General features: G+C 70.2%; 12 protein-coding genes. 11 read left to right on the top strand and 1 reads right to left on the bottom strand.

The features are described from left to right. The first annotated feature begins 11 nt into the window (after positions 1–11). The 10 genes from murD (at position 12) to ftsZ (ending at position 18,929) form a co-directional block, all read left to right on the top strand. The gene (murD, locus tag FL311_RS17040; RefSeq protein ID WP_141326187.1) at positions 12–1,379 is read left to right on the top strand and encodes a UDP-N-acetylmuramoyl-L-alanine--D-glutamate ligase; all 1,368 of its coding nucleotides are present in this window, start codon (positions 12–14) and stop codon (positions 1,377–1,379) included. A gap of 4 nt (positions 1,380–1,383) precedes the next feature. Continuing rightward, positions 1,384–2,547: a putative lipid II flippase FtsW gene (ftsW, locus tag FL311_RS17035; protein ID WP_141326186.1), complete on the top strand. Its 1,164-nt coding sequence runs from the start codon at positions 1,384–1,386 to the stop codon at positions 2,545–2,547. Then, complete coding sequence (gene murG / locus FL311_RS17030; protein ID WP_141326185.1) at positions 2,544–3,689, top strand: undecaprenyldiphospho-muramoylpentapeptide beta-N-acetylglucosaminyltransferase; 1,146 nt, start codon at positions 2,544–2,546, stop codon at positions 3,687–3,689. The genes ftsW and murG overlap by 4 nt, the downstream gene beginning before the upstream one ends. After that, positions 3,686–5,104: a UDP-N-acetylmuramate--L-alanine ligase gene (gene murC / locus FL311_RS17025; protein WP_141326184.1), complete on the top strand. Its 1,419-nt coding sequence runs from the start codon at positions 3,686–3,688 to the stop codon at positions 5,102–5,104. The genes murG and murC overlap by 4 nt, the downstream gene beginning before the upstream one ends. 6 nt (positions 5,105–5,110) lie before the next feature. Continuing rightward, entirely contained in the window at positions 5,111–6,046 is a 936-nt protein-coding gene (murB, locus tag FL311_RS17020; RefSeq protein WP_046715498.1) for a UDP-N-acetylmuramate dehydrogenase, read from the top strand. Beyond that, a complete protein-coding gene (locus tag FL311_RS17015) occupies positions 6,043–6,999 on the top strand; it encodes a D-alanine--D-alanine ligase (RefSeq protein ID WP_141326183.1) in 957 nt (318 codons plus the stop codon). Before murB ends, FL311_RS17015 begins: the two co-directional genes overlap by 4 nt. Before the next feature lie 280 nt (positions 7,000–7,279). Then, entirely contained in the window at positions 7,280–8,134 is an 855-nt protein-coding gene (locus tag FL311_RS17010; RefSeq protein ID WP_141326182.1) for a cell division protein FtsQ/DivIB, read from the top strand. 44 nt (positions 8,135–8,178) lie between these two features. Beyond that, complete coding sequence (gene ftsA, locus FL311_RS17005) at positions 8,179–9,411, top strand: cell division protein FtsA (RefSeq protein ID WP_046715495.1); 1,233 nt, start codon at positions 8,179–8,181, stop codon at positions 9,409–9,411. A 413-nt stretch (positions 9,412–9,824) separates the two neighbouring features. Then, positions 9,825–17,333: an Ig-like domain-containing protein gene (locus FL311_RS17000; RefSeq protein ID WP_228556917.1), complete on the top strand. Its 7,509-nt coding sequence runs from the start codon at positions 9,825–9,827 to the stop codon at positions 17,331–17,333. A 372-nt stretch (positions 17,334–17,705) separates the two neighbouring features. Then, positions 17,706–18,929 (top strand): cell division protein FtsZ, encoded by a 1,224-nt coding sequence (ftsZ, locus tag FL311_RS16995; protein ID WP_046715493.1) that lies wholly within the window; start codon positions 17,706–17,708, stop codon positions 18,927–18,929. Positions 18,930–18,942: 13 nt separating this feature from the next. On the opposite strand, the gene FL311_RS16990 is transcribed toward ftsZ, so the two are convergent. Continuing rightward, the gene (locus FL311_RS16990; protein WP_046715492.1) at positions 18,943–19,290 is read right to left on the bottom strand and encodes a hypothetical protein; all 348 of its coding nucleotides are present in this window, start codon (positions 19,288–19,290) and stop codon (positions 18,943–18,945) included. 251 nt (positions 19,291–19,541) lie between these two features. Between FL311_RS16990 and FL311_RS16985 the strand changes: the two genes are divergently transcribed. After that, a partial coding sequence (locus FL311_RS16985; protein ID WP_368668576.1) for an enoyl-CoA hydratase/isomerase family protein occupies positions 19,542–19,743 on the top strand: 202 nt, incomplete at its 3' end.

The raw sequence follows: 19,743 nt of genomic DNA, 5'->3' as shown, positions 1-19,743 counted from the left end.
TGGTGGCTCCCATGTCGCTCTCGCTGTCCGGGCAGAAGGTGTTGGTGTACGGGCTGGCGAAGAGCGGCGTCGCGGCGCTCCGCCTGTTGTGTCGGCAGGGCGCGAGCGTCACGGCGCTCGACGCTCGCAGTGAGGAAGCCCTGGGCGACGTGGCCCGTGAGGTGAAGGCGCTGGGGGCCGCGCTCGTCACCGTGCCCGCGCCGCCGGGCCTGTTGGAGTCGCAGGCGCTGGTGGTGGTGAGCCCGGGGGTGCCGCTGGCGCTGCCGGAGCTGCGCGCGGCCGCCGCGGCCCGGGTGCCCATCTGGGGCGAGGTGGAGCTGGCGTGGCGCGCGCTCACCGCCGTGCCGCTGTTCGGCATCACCGGCACCAACGGCAAGAGCACCACCACGGCGCTCACCGGGGAGCTGTTCGCCAAGGGCGGCCGGCGCACCTTCGTGGGCGGCAACCTGGGCCGGCCCTTCAGCGAGGCGGCGCTGACGCCCGCGGACTGGGACGCGCTGGTGGTGGAGCTGTCCAGCTTCCAGCTCGAGGGCATCCAGTCCCTGCGCCTGCGCGGCGCCGCCATCCTCAACCTCACGCCGGACCACATCGACCGGTACGCGAGCCACAAGGAGTACGGCGAGGCCAAGGCGCGCATCTTCCAGCACCAGCACGACGGTGACTTCGCGGTGGTGAACGCCGACGACGCGGCCGTCATGGGCCTTGCGACCCAGGCCCGCACGCCGGTGTACGGTTTCAGCGTCACGGGCCGGCCGGTGGTGGACGCGCCGAGGCTCGCGGGGCTCGCGGTGGCGAAGGACGGCGGCTTCCGGCTGGAGTTCCTGGGCGAGTCGTACCGGCTGGGCAACCGCGCGCTGCGCGGGGCGCACAACGCACAGAACGCGATGGCGGCGGTGCTCCTGGCGCGGCTGGGCGGCGTGCCGGCGGACGCGGTGCAGGCGGGGCTGGACAGCTACCCGGGCCTGCCCCACCGGCTGGAGAGCGTGCGGGTGCTGGACGGGGTGGAGTGGGTGAACGACTCGAAGGCCACCAACGTGGACTCGGTGCTGGTGGCGCTGCGCGCGTTCCGGGACGGGGTGTGGCTGATTGCCGGTGGCAAGGGCAAGGGCGCCCCGTACGCGCCCATGGTGGAGGCGGGGAGGGGCAGGGTGAAGGGCGTGCTGACCATCGGCGCGGATTCGGAACTGCTCGCCCGGGCCTACGAGGGGCAGGCGGCGGTGCATGCGTGCGGCACGCTGTCGGCGGCGGTGGCGAAGGCGCGCGAGCTGGCGAAGGCGGGGGACACGGTGCTGCTGTCGCCCGCGTGTGCGTCGTACGATCAGTTCAAGAACTTCGAGGACCGGGGCGACAGCTTCAAGCGCCTGGTCGGAGCGCTGTGACGGCATGAAGACCTCTCCTCCGTCGAACGCTCTCGTGCGGTTCGACCCCATCCTCCTGTGCGCGGTGCTGGCCCTGGTGACGATGGGGCTGGTGATGGTGTACTCGGCGAGCGCGGTGCTGGCGCAGGACAAGCTCGGCGACAGCCTCTACTTCTTCAAGCGGCAGGTGACGGCGGCGGGCATGGGCCTCTTCGCCATGGCCGTGGCGATGAAGGTGGGGTGGCGCAAGCTGGCGCGCTGGGCGTACCCGCTGCTGCTGGCGGCCATCGTCCTGCTCGTGCTGGTGGCCATCCCCGGCATCGGCTCGACGGCGGGTGGCGCGCGCCGCTGGATTCGGCTGCCGGGCTTCAGCCTGCAGCCGGCGGAGGTCGCCAAGTTCGCGTGGGTGGTCTACCTGTCCTACTCGCTGGCGAAGAAGCGCGAGAAGGTGGCGACGTTCTCCGTGGGCTTCGTGCCGCACCTGGCGCTGTGCGGCATCCTGGTGATGCTCTGCATGCTGCAGCCCGACTTCGGCAGCAGCGTGCTGCTGGTCTTCATGCTGTTCGTGCTGCTGTTCGCCGCGGGCGCGAAGCTGAGCTACCTGGTCGGCTCCATCCTGCTCGCGCTGCCCCTGGCGTACGTGGCGATTGCGTCCAGCCCGTACCGCATGAAGCGCATCCTGGCGTTCCTGGACCCGTGGGCCCACCGGCATGACGTGGGCTATCAGGTGGCCGAGTCGCTGATGTCCATCGGCTCCGGCGGCGTGTCCGGCCTGGGCCTGGGCGACGGGCGGCAGAAGCTCTTCTTCCTGCCGGAGGCGCACACCGACTTCATCTTCGCCATCCTCGGCGAGGAGACGGGCCTCATCGGCGTGGGTGTGCTGGTGGTGCTCTACGCCATCGTCCTCTGGCGCGGCGTGCGCGCGAGCCTGGCGGCGGGCGAGTCGTTCGGCACGTACCTGGGGCTGGGCATCTCCTCCATCATCGCCTTCCAGGCCACGGTGAACATGTGCGTGGCCATGGGCCTGCTGCCCACGAAGGGGCTGACGCTGCCGTTCGTCTCGTACGGAGGCTCGTCGCTGGTGGTGCTGATGGGCGCGGCGGGCGTGCTGCTGTCGCTGAGCGCCAGCGCGCAGGGGGCGCCGAGGGGCGCCCGGTCGGGCTCGGAGCTGAGGGAGGTGGCGGCGTGAAGGTGCTCATCGCGGGAGGCGGCACGGGGGGACATCTCTTCCCGGGCATCGCCCTGGCGGAGGAGGTGGTGACGCGTCACCACGCCAACGAGGTCGTCTTCGTGGGCACCGAGCGGGGCCTGGAGGCGCGCGTGGTGCCGCGCGAGGGCTATCCGCTGGAGCTGGTGAAGGTGCAGGGCCTCAAGGGCAAGGGCTTCTTCTCCCTGCTCAAGGCGCTCATCGCGCTGCCGCTGGCCTTCATCGAGTCCTTCCGCATCCTCGCCCGGCAGAAGCCGGACGTGGTGGTGGGCGTGGGCGGCTACGCGAGCGGGCCGGTGGTGCTGGCCGCGTGGCTGATGGGCATCCCCACCGCCATCCAGGAGCAGAACGCGCTGCCGGGCCTCACCAACAAGGTGCTGGGCAAGGTGGTGCGGGTGGTGTTCATCGCCTTCGAGGAGGCGCGCCAGTTCTTCCCCGAGAAGAAGGTGCAGCTCATCGGCAACCCCATCCGCCGCAAGCTGATGGACAACTACCTGCGCAGCCACGTGGCGCACGAGCACTTCTCGGTGCTCGTCTTCGGCGGCAGCCTGGGCGCGCGGGGCTTGAACCAGCGGATGCTGGAGGCGCTCGACTCGCTGGGGGACTTGAAGGGCGAGCTGCGCTTCGTGCACCAGACGGGCAAGAACGACCTGGAGATGGTGCGCAAGGGCTACCAGGACAAGGGCTTCGACGCGGACGTGGTGGAGTTCATCGACGACATGTCGAGCGCGTACGCGAAGGCGGACCTGGTCATCTGCCGCGCGGGCGCCACCACGCTGGCGGAGCTGACGGTGTGCAAGAAGGCCAGCATCCTGGTGCCGTTCCCGCATGCGACGGATGACCACCAGACGGTGAACGCGCGGGCCCTGGTGGACGCGGGCGCGGCGCTGATGTTCCAGGAGTCGGAGCTGACGGGCGCGAAGCTGGCGGAGGCCCTGCGCACGCTCAAGGCGCATCCCGAGCGGCTCAAGGGGATGGAGAAGAAGGCGGCGCTGCTGGGCCGTCCGGAGGCGGCGAAGGAGCTGGCCGACGTGTGCGTGGATTTGATGGTGCAGACCTGGGGCCCCAGTGGCCGCGAGCGCGCCACCCCCGAAGCGAAGAAGGCGCCCAGGAGCGAGTCGTGACGAGGAACAAGCCCCCCAGTCTCTTCAAGACGCGGCACGCCGCGCAGGTGCACTTCGTGGGCATCGGCGGCATCGGCATGAGCGGCATCGCCGAGGTGCTGCTCAACCTGGGCTACCGGGTGTCCGGCAGCGACTTGAAGGAGAGCGACATCACCCGGCGCCTGACACGCATGGGCGCCACCATCTTCGAGGGCCACAAGGCGGAGAACCTGGTCCAGGCGGACGTGGTGGTCATCTCCTCGGCGGTGCGCAAGGACAACCCCGAGGTCGTCACCGCGCGTCAGCGCAAGATTCCCGTCATCCCCCGCGCGGAGATGCTCGCGGAGCTGATGCGGCTGAAGTACGCGGTGGCGGTCGCCGGCAGCCACGGCAAGACGACGACGACGTCCATGGTGGCCACGGTGCTGAGCGCCGCGGGCCTGGACCCGACGGCGGTGGTGGGCGGCAAGGTGAACGTGCTCGACTCCAACGCCAAGCTGGGCAAGAGCGAGCTGATGGTGGTGGAGGCGGACGAGTCCGACGGCAGCTTCCTCAAGCTGCACCCGTCCATCTCCATCGTCACCAACATCGACCCGGAGCACATGGACCACTACGGCTCGCTGGAGGTGCTCCAGTCGGCCTTCGTGGAGTTCTGCAACCGGGTGCCGTTCTACGGCCTCAACGTGCTGTGCCTGGACAACCCCAACGTCCAGGCGCTCCTGCCGCGCATCGAGAAGCGCTTCGTCACCTACGGCAGCTCGCACATGGCGGACTACCGCCTGGAGAGCATCACCCTGGATGGGTTCACCACCACGTTCCAGGCGTTCCGTCGGGACGAGGCGCTGGGCGAGTTCCGGGTGCGCATGGTGGGCGCGCACAACGCCTTCAACGCGCTGGCGGTCATCGCCGTCGCGGAGGAGATGGACATCCCGCTGGAGACGGTGCGCACGGCGCTGGCCGAGTTCGGCGGCGTGCAGCGGCGCTTCACGGTGAAGGGCGAGGCGAAGGGCATCACCGTGGTGGACGACTACGGGCACCACCCCACGGAGGTGCTGGCCACGCTCGCGGGCGCCCGGCGCGCCTTCGGTCGGCGGCTGGTGGTGGCCTTCCAGCCGCACCGCTACACGCGCACGCATGACTTGTTCAAGGACTTCACCACCGCGTTCAACGACGCGGACCTGCTCTTCGTGACCAACGTCTACGCCGCCGGTGAGGAGCCGATTCCGGGCGCCACCGGTGACGCGCTGGCGGACGCGATTCGCGCGCACGGCCACCGCGACGTGACGTTCGTCCCCAAGCGCACGGACCTGCCGGCGGCGCTGCTGCCCCGGCTGCGCGAGGGGGACCTGGTGCTGACCTTGGGCGCGGGTGACATCACCCACGTGGGGCCGGACCTGCTCGGCCTGCTGGGCCAGGCGGCTCCGACGAAGGGCTAGCGCGTCATGGTGGAAGCAGGCGTGAAGACGGCGCTGGCCCTCCGGTTGGAGCGGGTGCCGGACTGCGAGCTGAAGGCGGGCGAGCCCCTGGCTCCGCTCATCAGCGTCCGGGTGGGCGGCGCGGCGGAGGCGCTGGTGCGGCCTCGTTCTGGCGATGCGCTGGTGGAGGTGCTGAAGCTGGCGCGCGACGAGGGCGCGCCCTTGAGCATCCTCGGTGGTGGCGCGAACACGCTGGTGGGGGATGGCGGCGTGCCGGGTGTCACGGTGAAGCTGCCCGGGGACTTGTTCCCGGAGCTCATCGACGTGGGGCCGGAGGGTGGGCTCATCACGTTGGGGGCGGGCGCGGCCATCGTGAAGCTGGTGAACGTGATGCGCTCGCAGGGGCTGGTGGGCGCGGAGTTCCTCGCGGGCATCCCCGGCACGCTGGGCGGCGCGGTGGCGATGAACGCGGGCACGAAGAACGGCGAGGCCTTCCGTGTCATCGAGGCCGTCGAGGTCGCGACGCCGGACGGGGTGGGGTGGCTGACGAAGGCGCAGGTGCCGCATGCGTACCGTCACTCGGAGCTGCCTGCTGGAGGGGTGGTGACGCGGGTTCGCTTCCGGTTGCCGCGCGGGGACGTGGCGGCGTCCAAGGTCGCGATGGACGCGGACCTGGGTTACCGCAAGCGCACGCAGCCGTTGAGCCAGCCGAACTTCGGCAGCGTCTTCACCAATCCGCCGGGCGACCATGCCGGGCGGCTCATCGAGCTGGTGGGCCTGAAGGGGCACACGCTCGGGCGGGCGCAGATCTCCACGCTGCACGCCAACTGGATTGTCAACCTGGGCGGGGCGACCGCTCGGGACGTGCTGGGGCTCATCACGCTGATGCAGACGCGCGTGAAGGAGGCCACTGGCGTCGACATGAAACCCGAAGTCAAACGCGTGGGAGTCTTCCTGCCATGACAGTCAATCGCGGCGCCTTCACGAAGGACGAGCTGAAGCACAAGCGCGTGGGCGTGTTGTTCGGCGGCCTGTCGTCCGAGCGCGAGGTGTCCCTGCGCACGGGCGCGGCCGTGTCGGGCGCGCTGCGCTCGCTGGGCTACGACGTGGTGGACATCGACGTGGGCAAGGACCTGCCCGCGCGGCTCGTCGCCGAGAAGGTGGACGTGGCGTGGCTGGCGGTGCATGGCCGCTACGGCGAGGACGGCAGCCTCCAGGGGCTGCTCGAGTCCATGTTCATCCCGTACACGGGCAGCGGTGTGCTCGCGTCCGCGATGGCGATGGACAAGGTGTACGCGAAGCAGATCTTCCTGGCGCATGGCATCCCCACGCCCGCGTATCGCGCGTTCCAGGACGAGGCGTCCGCGCTGGCCGCGGGGGACTCGCTGCCGTTCCCCTTCCCGGTGGTGGTGAAGCCCAGCCGCGAGGGCAGCAGCGTGGGCGTGCACATCTGCAAGACGCGGGATGCGTACGACGCCGCGGTGAAGGACGCCGCGAAGTACGCGGGCACGCTCATGGTCGAGCAGTTCGTGAAGGGGCGTGAGGTGCAGGGCGGCGTGCTGGACGACGAGGCACTGGGCGTCATCGAGGTGCGCGCCGCGCGCGAGTTCTACGACTACGACGCGAAGTACAAGGCGGGGACGGGCACGCAGTACCTCTTCCCGGCGCCGCTCCCCGAGGCGCAGTACGCGCGGGTGAACGAGGTGTGCCTGGGCGCGCACCGGGCGCTGGGCTGCGCGGGTGGCTCGCGCTCGGACGTCATCGTCACCGAGGGGGGCGATGTGTTCCTGCTGGAGACCAACACGCTGCCGGGCATGACGGCCACCAGCCTGCTGCCCAAGATTGCCGCGGGACGTGGCATCGACTTCCCGGCCCTTTGCGAGCGGCTGCTCGTGGGGGCGTGCCTGAAGGCCTGAGCAGTGCCTGGGAGGGCGGCGGGCGTTTCGAGGCGGGGATGAAAGCTCCGGTTCTCGCCGTGAGTTCACCCGCTGACGCTTCCGCGCGCGGGCTTGATAAAAGTCCCCTTGAAATCCAGCCGCTTGAAGATCAAGGTCCGCCGCCCTTCGCCAGGGGCCCGCTTGGGGCGGGAGCCTTGTTTCCTCAGGGGTGTTTCACGCGCTACAGCAACGTGGCTGTTGCCAAAAACTGGCGTGGAGATCCATCCGCGCGCAGCATGCGTGACACCGTTCCCTCACCATGGCCTTCGGACGAAGCAAAAACCGCCGCCGTCAAGACTCCGCCCAGCGAAATGAGGCGGTGAAGAGCGCGGTGCGTTCGAAGGGCCCGGGCGTCGTGAAGGTGCTGGCCCTGACGCTGACGACGGGCCTGTTGGTGTGGGGTGGGGTGGAGACGCGCAAGTGGGCGTTGTCGTCGCCCCGCTTCGAGCTGGCGGCGGTGTCCTTCACCGGCCTGGAGCGCGCCTCGCGCGTGGAGCTCTTGCGGCTGGCGGCGCTGACGAAGGGTCAGAACCTCTGGACGTTGGACACGGGGGCGCTGGAGCGCGCGATGCGCCAGCACCCGTGGGTGAAGAAGGTGGAGGTGACGCGGCGCTTCCCGAACCGGGTCTCGGTGCAGGTGTCCGAGCATGTCCCGGAGGCGCTGGCGGTGTTGGGCGAGCTGTACGTGCTGGACGAGGAGGGCGAGCCCTTCAAGCGGGTGACGCCCGGCGACGGGCTGGACCTGCCGCTGGTGACGGGGGTGGACCGGGACGGGTACGTGGCGGACCCGCAGGTGGCGCGCCAGCGGTTCCAGGCGGCGCTGGAGGTGGCGCGGGCCTACACGAGCGCGTCCCCGGGCAAGCCCGAGCGGCTGTCCGAGGTGCGGATGGAGGGGCGGGAGGTGACACTGGTGGCCGCGTCCGGCCAGGAAGTGCGCCTAGGCGAAGGAGATTCCGAGGTCAAGCTGCAGCGGTTGGCCCGTGTTCGTCGCGAACTGAGCGCGAGGGGGCTTGCAGCGGAGATCATTCACCTGGATAACCGGGCCCGGCCCGGCTGGGTGGCGGTGAAGATTTCGAGCCCCGCGTCCGAGAGGAGCGGGAGCCCGAAGCCGTAAGAGGACGCCCCTTTCACGAGAGTGGGGGGCCTGGGAGGGTTGTCATGGCGAAGCAGAAGTCGGGGGAGATCATTGTCGGCCTCGACATCGGCACGACGAAGATTTGCGCCATCGTCGGTGAGCTGACCGACAGCGGTATCGACATCATCGGTATCGGGACGCATCCGTCGAAGGGTTTGCGCAAGGGCGTGGTGGTCAACATCGAGGCGACCGTCTCCTCCATCCGCCGCGCCATCGAAGAGGCGGAGCTGATGGCGGGCGCGGAGATTTCCCACGTCTACACGGGCATCGCCGGTGGCCACATCAAGGGTTTCAATTCCCAGGGCATCGTGGCGGTGAAGGACAAGGAGGTCCGCGAGGCGGACATCGCGCGCGTCATCGACGCGGCGAAGGCGGTGGCCATCCCCCTGGACCGGGAAGTCATCCACGTGCTGCCTCAGGAGTTCATCATCGATGACCAGGGCGGCATCAAGGAGCCCCTGGGCATGGCGGGCGTGCGCCTGGAGGCCAAGGTCCACATCGTCACGGGCGCCGTGTCCAGCGCGCAGAACATCGTCAAGTGCGCCAACCGCACGGGCCTGAATGTCTCCGACATCGTCCTGCAGCCCCTGGCGAGCGCGGAGGCGGTGCTGGGCGAGGACGAGAAGGAGCTGGGCGTGTGCCTCGTCGACATCGGCGGCGGCACCACCGACATCGCCATCTTCTCCGGCGGCTCCATCGTCCACACGGCGGTGATTGCGCTGGGCGGCAACAACCTCACCAGCGACATCGCCATCGGCCTGCGCACGCCCGCGCACGAGGCCGAGCGCATCAAGCAGAAGTACGGCTGCGCGCTGGCGTCGCTCATCAACAAGGACGACACCATTGAGGTCCCCAGCGTCGGGGGCCGTCAGCCGCGCGTGCTCGGCCGCCAGATCCTCTGCGAGATTCTGGAGCCGCGCGTGGAGGAGATCTTCCAGCTCGTGCACCGCGAGATCCAGAAGTGCGGCTACGAGGACCTGCTCGCTTCGGGCGTGGTGATTACGGGTGGCTCCACGCTGCTGGCGGGCATGCCGGAGCTGGCCGAGGAGGTGCTCGGGCTGCCCGTGCGTCGCGGCATGCCGCGCGGCATCGGTGGGTTGGTGGACGTGGTGAAGAGCCCCATGTACGCCACGGGCGTGGGCCTGGTCGTCTACGGTGCCAAGCACCTGGACCGGCGCATGTTCCGCATCCGCGAGGAGAACGTGTACAAGAAGGTGAAGGGCCGCATGCGCGAGTGGCTCGAGGAAATCTTCTAGCGCCTGGGACGCAGCGCGCGTCCTGTCGAAACGCGAGGGGCTCTTCCGGAAGGAGGGCCCCTCGTCGCTTTTCTGGCGGCATGCGTTAGCGGTGCCCCCTTCGTTGACGTGTCAGGGCGGCTGCCCCGCAGGGTCCTGACAGGTCAGCCCGAGGGAGACGTGAGGGGTGGGTCATCCGGTTTCCAGAATCCGGATCCGTGATTCGGATCCACGGGCCTGGAGGGAGGGGGGCGTCCGAGTGACCCCCCCCTGAAACAGGGCGTGGACCGGAAGTGGACGGAGTGTGGCTCCTTGATTGCTATGGGCGTTCACTGCCGCATGCGCCAGTCCCTATACCGCGCGGCCCCAGTCCTATGACTCCCACCTCCAAAACTCCCACTTCGCAGGTCGCGGCACGTCGTGGACGTGCTTGCTTGCCCGTCGTCGGTCTGCTGGCGCTCCTGTGTGCCGCGCTGGCGGCGCCCGCGGCTCACGCGGAGCCCGACCGCTTCCACCTCGGTGCCGGAACGACGTCGCTGACGGTCAACGTCCCCAACACCGTCATCAACACCTATACCCGGGTGACGGCGCAGGTGAACGCCGGACAGAACTTCGTCAACGTCGCGTCCACCAGCGGCTTCGCGGTGAACGACCTGGTGATGGTGTACCAGGCGGCGGGCCTCACGGCGCCGGCCTCGGGAAGCCAGACGCCCATTGACATGTCCGCGGCGGCGAACGCCCCGGTGGGACGGTGGGAGTTCGCGCGCATCTCCGCGCTCACGGCGACGCGGCTGACCTTCTCGGCCCCGTTGACGGTGGCCTTCGCCGCGAACACGGGCACCCAGGCCATCCGCGTCCCCGAGTACACCACGGTGACGGTGAATGCCGGCGGCTCGATTGTCGCGGCGCCCTGGGACGGCGCCACGGGTGGTGTGCTCATCTTCCTGGCCACTGGCGCGGTGACGAACAACGGCGCCATCCACGCGGACGGCCGCGGCTTCCGCGGCGGCAAATTCTGGAACGGCGACGGAGATGGCTGCAACCAGCTCGAAGCCGCGTTCCCCGGCGGTGCGCAGAAGGGCGAGGGCGTGGTGCTGACCCGCTACAACCCTTCCGAAGACGACCCGTTCATTGGCGGGACGACTGGTTACGGCAACATCGCCAACGGTGCCGGCGGTGGCATCTGCCACAACTCGGGCGGCGGTGGTGGTGGCGGTGCGGGCGCGGGTGGCAAGGGCGGCCGGACGTGGAGCGGTGACGAGCCGCCCTCCCGTGACGTCGGTGGTCGCGGTGGTGCCCGCATGATCTACTCGCCCGTGAGCACGCTGCTCTTCGGCGGTGGTGGTGGCGCGGGTCACAGCAACGACGACTTCGGTGGTGGCGGCAGCGCGGCGGGTGGCCTCGTGTACATCCGCGCGGCTTCGCTGTCGGGCACGGGGCGTGTTTCGGCCAACGGCATCGCGGGCGAGAATGCGCGCGATGACGCCAACGACGCGGCGGGCGGCGGCGGCTCTGGCGGCACGGTCTCCGTGCGCGTCACCGGCAACCTGACCTGCAACAACAACCTCGTCTCGGCCAACGGCGGCAACGGCGGCAGCACCACCTTCGCCGAGCACGGCACGGGCGGCGGCGGCGGCGGTGGTCGCATCCTGTTCCAGGGCGCCACCGTGGCATGCACGGCGACCGTCGCGGGTGGCCTTCCGGGCACGCAGCCCACGGCTACGGCTCCAGACGGGCTGACCTACGGTGCCATCGCGGGCGGCGTGGGTGTCATCACCACGCTCCCTGGCGCTTTCGTGACGCCGGCGGCTCCGGTGGTGGTGACGCCGGCCAACGGCTCCATCACGGGCGTGCGTCCTCCCATCTCCGGCACGGCGACGCCCAACTCGTCGGTCATCATCTCCGTCGACGGTGTGGTGCTGGCCACCGTCCCAGCGGATGCCTCGGGCAACTTCACGTACACGCCGACCGCAGACCTGGCGGTGGGCAACCACACGGTGAACGCGGTGTCCGTGCTGAACGGCGCGACGAGCGCGGTGAGCAACACGAACACCTTCACCGTGCAGAACGCCCTGCCTCCTCCGGTCATCTCCACGCCGGCCAACGGCTCGGTGCTCCTCGCGTCCCCGACGCAGATCACGGGCACGGCGTCCGGCGGCGCCACGCTGGTCGACCTGACCATCAACGGCACCACGTACGCGAACATCCCCGTCTCCGGCGGCAACTGGACCTTCACGGTGCCCGGCACGCTGGCGGACGGTAGCTACAACCTGTCGGCCGTGGCCCGCGATGCGACGCGCACCAGCACGGCGACGACCTCGAGCTTCACGGTGGACACGCAGACGGCGGTCGCCGTCACGACGCCAGCCGAGGGGGCGGTGCTGACGAACCCGGTGGTGACGTACTCAGGCACGGGTGAGCCGGGCGCCACCGTGACGGTGGTGGTGGACGGCACCACGGTGGGCACGGTGACGGTGAGCGCCGGTGGCACGTGGTCGGTGCCGGTGGCGGCGCCGCTGGCCGACGGTCCGCACACGGTGACGGCCACGGCCGAGGACGCGCAGGGCCACACCGCCACGGACACGAACACCTTCACGGTGGACGCGGGCACGGCCGTTGCTGTGACGACGCCGGCCGAGGGCGCGGTGCTGACCAACCCGGTGGTGACGTACTCGGGTACGGGCGAGCCGGGCGCCACGGTGACGGTGGTGGTGGACGGCACGACGGTGGGCACGGTGACGGTGGGCGCGGGCGGCACGTGGTCCGTGCCGGTGTCGACGCCGCTGGCGGATGGGCCGCACACCGTAACGGCCACGGCGCAGGACGTCAGCGGCAACACGGCCACGGACACGAACGCGTTCGTGGTGGACTCCGGCACGTTGGTCGCTGTCACCACGCCCGCCGAGGGGGCGGTGCTGACGAGCGCGACGGTGACGTACTCCGGCACGGGTGAGCCGGGTGCCACCGTGACGGTGGTGGTGGACGGCACGACGGTGGGCACGGTGACGGTGGGCGCGGGCGGCACATGGTCCGTGCCGGTGGCGACGCCGCTGGCCGACGGGCCGCACACGGTGACGGCCACGGCGACGGACACGAGTGGCAACACCGCGACGGACACGAACACCTTCACGGTGGATGCGACGACGGCGGTGGCGGTGACGACGCCGGCCGAAGGCGCGGTGCTGACCAACCCCGTGGTGACGTACTCGGGTACGGCCGAGCCGGGCGCCACGGTGACCGTCACGGTCGACGGCACTGTCATCGACACAGTGACGGCGGGTCCGGACGGCAGTTGGTCGCTGCCCGTGGCCACGCCGCTGGATGACGGCCCGCACACGGTGAGCGTCACGGCGACGGATACGAGCGGCAACACGGCGACGGACTCGAACACCTTCACGGTGGACACGGGCACCAACGTGGCCGTGACGACGCCGGCGGAGGGCGCGGTGCTCACCACGGGCACGGTGACCTACTCGGGCACGGCCGAGCCGGGCGCCACGGTGACGGTGAGCGTGGACGGCAACACGGTGGGCACGGTGACGGCGGGTCCGGATGGCAGCTGGAGCATCCCGGGCAACTCCTCGCTCAACGACGGCTCGCACACGGTGACTGCCACGGCCGAGGACGCGCAGGGCCACACCGCCACGGACTCGAACACCTTCACGGTGGACACGAGCACCCGCGTGGCCATCACCACGCCCGCCGAGGGCGCGGTGGTGAACACCGCCGAGGTGACGTACACGGGCACGGCCGAGCCCGGCGCCGAGGTGACGGTGACGGTGGACGGCACCGTCGTCGGCACGGTGACGGCGGACCCGTCTGGCAACTGGAGCATCCCGGGCAACTCGTCGCTGGCGGACGGCCCGCACACGGTGTCGGTCACCGCGGAGGATGAGCACGGCCACACCGCGACGGACACGCACACCTTCACGGTGAACACCAGCACCACGGTCGAAATCACCACGCCCGCGGACGGCGCGGTGCTCGACAACGGCGTCGTCACGTACTCCGGTACGGGCGAGCCGGGCGCGACGGTGACGGTGGTGGTGGACGGCAACACGGTGGGCTCGGTGACGGTGAGCGCGGGCGGCACCTGGTCGGTGCCGGTCGCCACGGCGCTGGCGGACGGTCCTCACACGGTGACGGCCACGGCGGAGGATGACGAGGGCAACACCGCCACGGACACGAACACCTTCACGGTGGACACGAGCACCAACGTGGCCATCACCACGCCCGCGGAGGGCGCGGTGCTCGACGACGGCGTCGTCACGTACTCCGGTACGGGCGAGGTCGGCGCCACGGTGACCGTCACGGTCGACGGCACCGTCGTCGGCACGGTGACGGTGGGCGCGGGCGGCACCTGGTCGCTGCCGGTGTCCACGCCGCTTGCGGACGGTCCGCACACGGTGACGGCCTCGGCGGAGGACGCGCAGGGCAACACCGCGACGGACACGAACACCTTCACGGTGGACGCGGAGACGTCGGTGGCCATCACCACGCCCGCGGAGGGCGCGGTGCTCACCTCGGGCACGGTGACGTACTCGGGCACGGGTGAGCCGGGCGCCACCGTGACGGTGGTGGTGGACGGCACCACGGTGGGCACCGTGACGGTGGGCGTGGACGGCACCTGGTCGGTGCCGGTGTCGACGCCGCTGGCGGACGGTCCGCACACGGTGACGGCCACGGCGGAGGACGCCAACGGCAACACCGCCACGGACACGAACAGCTTCACGGTGGACACGGTGCCCGACACGCGCATCACGGCGAGCCCGCCCGCGAGCTCCGGCAGCGCCACCGCGAACTTCAGCTTCGAGACCGTGCTGGCCGACCCGAACGCGACGTTCGAGTGCTCCATCGACGGCGGCGCCTTCACCCCCTGCACCAGCCCCACCCAGTACACGAACCTGGCGGACGGGGAGCACACCTTCCAGGTGCGCGCGGTGGACGCGGACGGCGACGTGGACCCCACGCCGGCGACCTTCACGTGGACCATCGGCCTGGACTCGGACGGCGACGGACTGACGGACGCGGACGAAATCGCGCGCGGCACGGATCCGAACAACGCGGACACGGACGGCGACGGCATCTCCGACGGCATCGAGGTCAACGTTGGCGGGACGGACCCGCTGGACGACGACTCGGATGACGACGGCGTGCTCGACGGCAACGAGGACAAGAACCACGACGGCATCGTCGACCCGGGCGAGACCGACCCGAACGAGGCGGACACGGACGGCGACGGGCTGCAGGACGGCACGGAGCTGGGCATCACCGAGCCCCAGGGCACGGACACGGACCTGGACGTGTTCATCCCGGACGCGGACCCGACGACGACGACGGACCCGCTCAACCGGGACACCGACGGCGGCAGCGTGTTCGACGGCAACGAGGACACCAACCACAACGGCCGCGTCGACCCGGGTGAGACGGACCCGAACGTGGCCGCGGACGACCTGGACTCTGATTTGGACGGTGTCCCCGACGCTCGCGAAATCGAGCTGGGCATGGATCCGCATGACGCGGACTCCGACGACGACGGCGTGCCCGACGGCGAAGACGGCCTCACCGACACGGATGGGGACGGCATCATCGACGCGCTCGACCCGGACAGCGACAACGACGGGCTGAACGACGGCACCGAGCGCGGCGTCACGCGCGAGACGGCGGGCCCGGGCACCAACCTCGACTCGCCGAACTTCGTGCCGGACGCGGACCCCACCACCACCACCGACCCGAAGAACCCGGACACGGATGGTGACGGCCTGCGCGATGGCGAGGAGGACAAGAACCACGACGGCCGCCGTGACGCCACGGAGACCGACCCGAACGACGCCGACTCGGACGACGACGAGCTGAGCGACGGCGTGGAGGTGAAGGGCTCCAACGCCACCGATCCGCTCAACCCGGACACCGACGGCGACGGCCTGCGCGATGGCCAGGAGGACGCCAACCACAACGGTGGTCTCGACAACGGTGAGACGAACCCGAACGACGCCGACACCGACCGCGGTGGGGCGAGCGACGGTGACGAGGTCAGGGGCGGCTCCAACCCGCTCGATGGCAACGACGACTTCGTCGTGGTGGGCCGTGGCTGCAGCACGGGCGGGGCGGGCACCTTCGCGCCGCTGGCGCTGCTGCTGCTCGCGCTGCCCCTCTTCGGTCGCCTCCGCCGCTCGTCGCGGGCGGTGGCGGCGGGTGTCGCCGGAGGCCTGGTCCTCGCGGGGACGCTCGTGGCCCAGCCTGCCCACGCGCAGGTGACGCCGCCTCGGGGCGCGTCGCAGTCCATCGACGTGCAGCGCTACAAGCCGGGCCCGGGCGCCGAGGACATCCTCGGTCTGCACAGCGCCCGCGTGCAGCGCCACCTGGGGCTCAACCTGGGCCTGTCGCTCAACTACGCCAGCAAGCCGCTCAACTTCCTGGACCCGCGCTCGGACCGGTTCATCACCGCGGTGGTGAGCCGTCAGGTGGGCATCGACCTGATGGGCGCGGTGGGTCTGTTCGACCGCTTCGAAATCGGCGTGGTGCTGCCGGTGACCATCCAGGGCTCGGACCCGGCGCCGCAGGTGGACGCCTCGCTGGCGGACGGCGTGAGCTCCGGCGGCATCGGTGACCTGCGGCTGGTTCCGAAGGCGCGCATCATCGACGGAGAGGACTTCGGGCTCGCGCTGGCGGTGCCGGTGGTGCTCCCCACGGCGGGCGGCAACGACTTCCTCGGAGGCTCGGGGGTGGCGGTGCAGCCGAAGCTGGTGGCCGAGTACGGGCAGCGGGTCCGCTTCGCCGCCAACGTCGGCGTGGACCTGCGCGAGAAGCAGGTGCTACGCAACCTGACGGCGGGCAACGCCTTCACCTACGGCCTGGGCACGGAGATTCCCTTCACGCTGGGCCGCGTCCCCCTCTCCGCCGAGGCGACGGTGATTGGCGCCATCGGCCTGGACGAGCAGGACACGGAGGAGAGCCCGCTGGAGCTGCTCGCCGCGCTGAAGTACCGCTCGGCGAAGGGCTTCTCGGCGCACCTCGGCGGTGGCCCGGGTCTCACCCGAGGCTACGGCACGCCCGGCTACCGGCTGCTGGCGGGCTTCAGCTTCAGCCCGCCGCCGTCGCCCAAGCCGACGGCGCCGCCTCCGCCGGTGGACACGGACGGCGACGGCCTCTACGACCCGGACGACCGCTGCCCCACGCAGCCCGAGGACAAGGACGGCTTCGAGGACGCGGACGGCTGCCCGGACCCGGACAACGACCAGGACGGCATCCTCGACGGCGACGACCAGTGCGTGAACGAGCCGGAGACGAAGAACGGCTTCCAGGACGAGGACGGCTGCCCCGACGTGGCGCCGCCGGTGGACACGGACGGCGACGGCATCTTCGACCCGGATGACCGCTGCCCGAACCAGCCCGAGGACAAGGACGGCTTCCAGGACGAGGACGGCTGCCCGGACCCGGACAACGACAGGGACGGCATCCCGGACGTGGCGGACAAGTGCCCGCTGGAGCCGGAGACCATCAATGGCTTCCAGGACGAGGACGGCTGCCCCGACAAGGGCAAGGTGAAGGTCCAGGTGGATGGCGAGCGCATCCTCATCCTGGAGAAGGTCTACTTCGCCACGGGCAAGGACATCATCCTGCCGCGCAGCTTCCCGCTGCTGAAGCAGGTGGCCGCGGTGCTTCGCGCCAATCCTCAGGTGGAGCTGCTGCGCATCGAGGGCCACACGGATGACCAGGGCAACGACGCGGCCAACCTGGACCTGTCGCGCCGCCGCGCCGCCAACGTCCGCGCGTTCCTGGTGAAGGAGGGCATCGACGCCGGCCGCCTGGAGTCGCAGGGCTTCGGCGAGGCGAAGCCAGTGGACACCAACAAGACGGCGAAGGGCCGCGAGAACAACCGCCGCGTGGAGTTCACCATCCTGCGCGTCGGCAAGGTCGAGGTGGAGCGCGAGAGCCCCTGAGCTGACCTGAGCTGGAGCTGAACCCCGAGGGTGGTCCCGGAATCCTGTCCGGGGCCACCCTTGGTTTTTTGTCGTGAGGCGCGTCCTCCACCACGAGTCCTGGGCGCCTGACGGTGCGTGAAGACCCGTCACGCCGGGGTGGGGGACCCGCCAGGGCGCGCCGCCTTTCGCGAGTCAAGGGGCGAAGTGGACCCTCCACGCCACGCTGCTTGCTGCCGACGCCGCTGCGTAAGTGCGCGTCAGGACTCGGTGCCGCCTCATCCCGCTACATGTGCGTAGCGGAATACTTGCCAAAGATCGGGACTTGCTGATGATTGTGGAGGTTGGAGGCCCGCGCGCTGCATCGCGCGACGCCTGCCGAAAGGACCGCGTATGGACCAGTTCGATCAGAACAAGCAGGCCGCCAAGATTCGGGTCGTCGGGGCAGGTGGGGCAGGCTGCAACGCGGTCAACACGATGATCATGTCCAAGCTGGACCGCGTGGACTTCATCGCCGCCAACACCGATATCCAGGCGCTCGCCGCCAGCAAGGCGCCCACGCGGCTGCAACTGGGGCAGACGCTGACCAAGGGCCTGGGCGCCGGCGCCAACCCGGAGATGGGCCGCGAGGCCGCGCTGGAGTCGAGGGACCAGATTGCCGCGGTGCTCGAGGGCGCCGACATGGTCTTCGTGACGGCGGGCATGGGCGGCGGCACCGGCACGGGCGCCGCGCCCATCATCGCGGACATCGCCAAGAGCCTGGGTTGCCTCACGGTGGGCGTCGTCACCAAGCCCTTCCTCTTCGAGGGCAACAAGCGCCGCAAGCAGGCCGAGCAGGGCATCGTGGAGCTCAAGGCCGCGGTGGACACGCTCATCACGATTCCGAACCAGCGGCTGCTGTCGCTCTCCAACGAGCCGATGCCGCTCCTGGAGACCTTCAAGCGCGCGGACGAGGTGCTGCTGAACGCCGTGCAGGGCATCAGCGACCTCATCCAGTACCACGGCTACATCAACGTCGACTTCGCCGACGTGAAGACCATCATGAGCGACAAGGGCCTGGCGCTCATGGGCACGGGCAACTCGTCCGGTGACAAGCGCGCGCTGACGGCCATGCAGCAGGCCATCTCCAGCCCGCTGCTCGAGGATGTCTCCATCGACGGCGCCACGGGCCTGCTCATCAACATCACGGGCGGCCGGGACATGACGCTCCAGGAGGTCAACGAGGCGTTGACCCTGGTGCACGACGCGGCCGACAGCGAGGCGGAGATCATCTTCGGCTCGCTCATCGACGAGAACATCCAGGACGAGGTGAAGATCACCATCATCGCGACGGGCTTCGTCCACCGCGATGCGCCCAAGGTCCGCAACGTGGCGCCGGTGGTCCAGGTGCCGCTGTCCCGCTCGCCGCAGCAGTCGGTGCTGATTGGCGCGCGCGAGGAGGTGGCCAGCCTGGTCCCCGCGAAGGGCAGCGCGCCGCGTCCGCTCGCTCCGGTGGAGTCGAGCAAGAGCATCAGCAACCGCACCTCCGTGGTGAAGGAGTCGGCGCTGCCCCTGGACGAGGACCAGTTCGACATCCCCACGTTCCTGCGTCGGCAGGGGCAGACGGAGCTGCCGTAGTCCCTGCGAAGGACTAGCGGGCGGGGAGCTGGGCCACGCTGGCCTCGTCCCGCCCGGCCAGCTTGTCCGCGCGGGCGAAGAGCGTGTCCAGCTCCTCGTACAGCGCGTCGATGCGTTCCTGCTTGCGGGGCGCCGGAATCACACCGCTCCCCGACAGCTCCTCCAGTCGCGCGCCGGCCCGCTGCAGCAACTGCAGGGCCTTGAGCAGCGACAGGCCCCGGCGCGTGCCGTCCTGGGTGAAGAGGGTGCCGCTCTGGGTGAGTGCTTCGAGCGTGCCTCGGACTCCGCGGACGCGGTCCGCGTGACGGCCACGGTAGAGGTCCATCCGCCGCGCGCGACGCGCGCCATGGAGGTCGACCACACCAACACCAGTGCCTGGGGAAGAGGAGGGCTTCACGGTGTGACAAGGTACGCCATGCCCTCCTACAGCCGCAAATTTACTGGATTGTAGGGACCTGTTGCACGGTGTCTCGCTCGTCGGGCGGGCAGGGGAGCAGGGCCCGCGCGACGAGGTGTGGATGCGCGCGGACGGCCGTATTTGCTGGAGCATCCGGGGGCGGAAGCGTGGGAGGTTCGCGCGCGAAATCCGTGTGTGGAGGCGAGTCGAAGCCCATGACGATGGAGAAGTCACCCGGGGTGGAGGTGGAGGACCGGGAGGACGGCGTGCGGGTGCTGACGCTCTCCAACCTGGCCCGCCGCAATGCGCTCAACGACGCGATGCTGGCGCGCCTGGACGCGGCGCTGGAGCCCGCGCCGCACGTGCGCGCCTTGCTGGTGCGAGGTGCGGGCGGGACGTTCTGCGCGGGCTATGACC

Source organism: Myxococcus sp. AB025B (genome assembly GCF_006518215.1).
Lineage (GTDB): Bacteria > Myxococcota > Myxococcia > Myxococcales > Myxococcaceae > Myxococcus > Myxococcus fulvus.
This window is presented reverse-complemented; position numbering and strand designations above follow the sequence as displayed.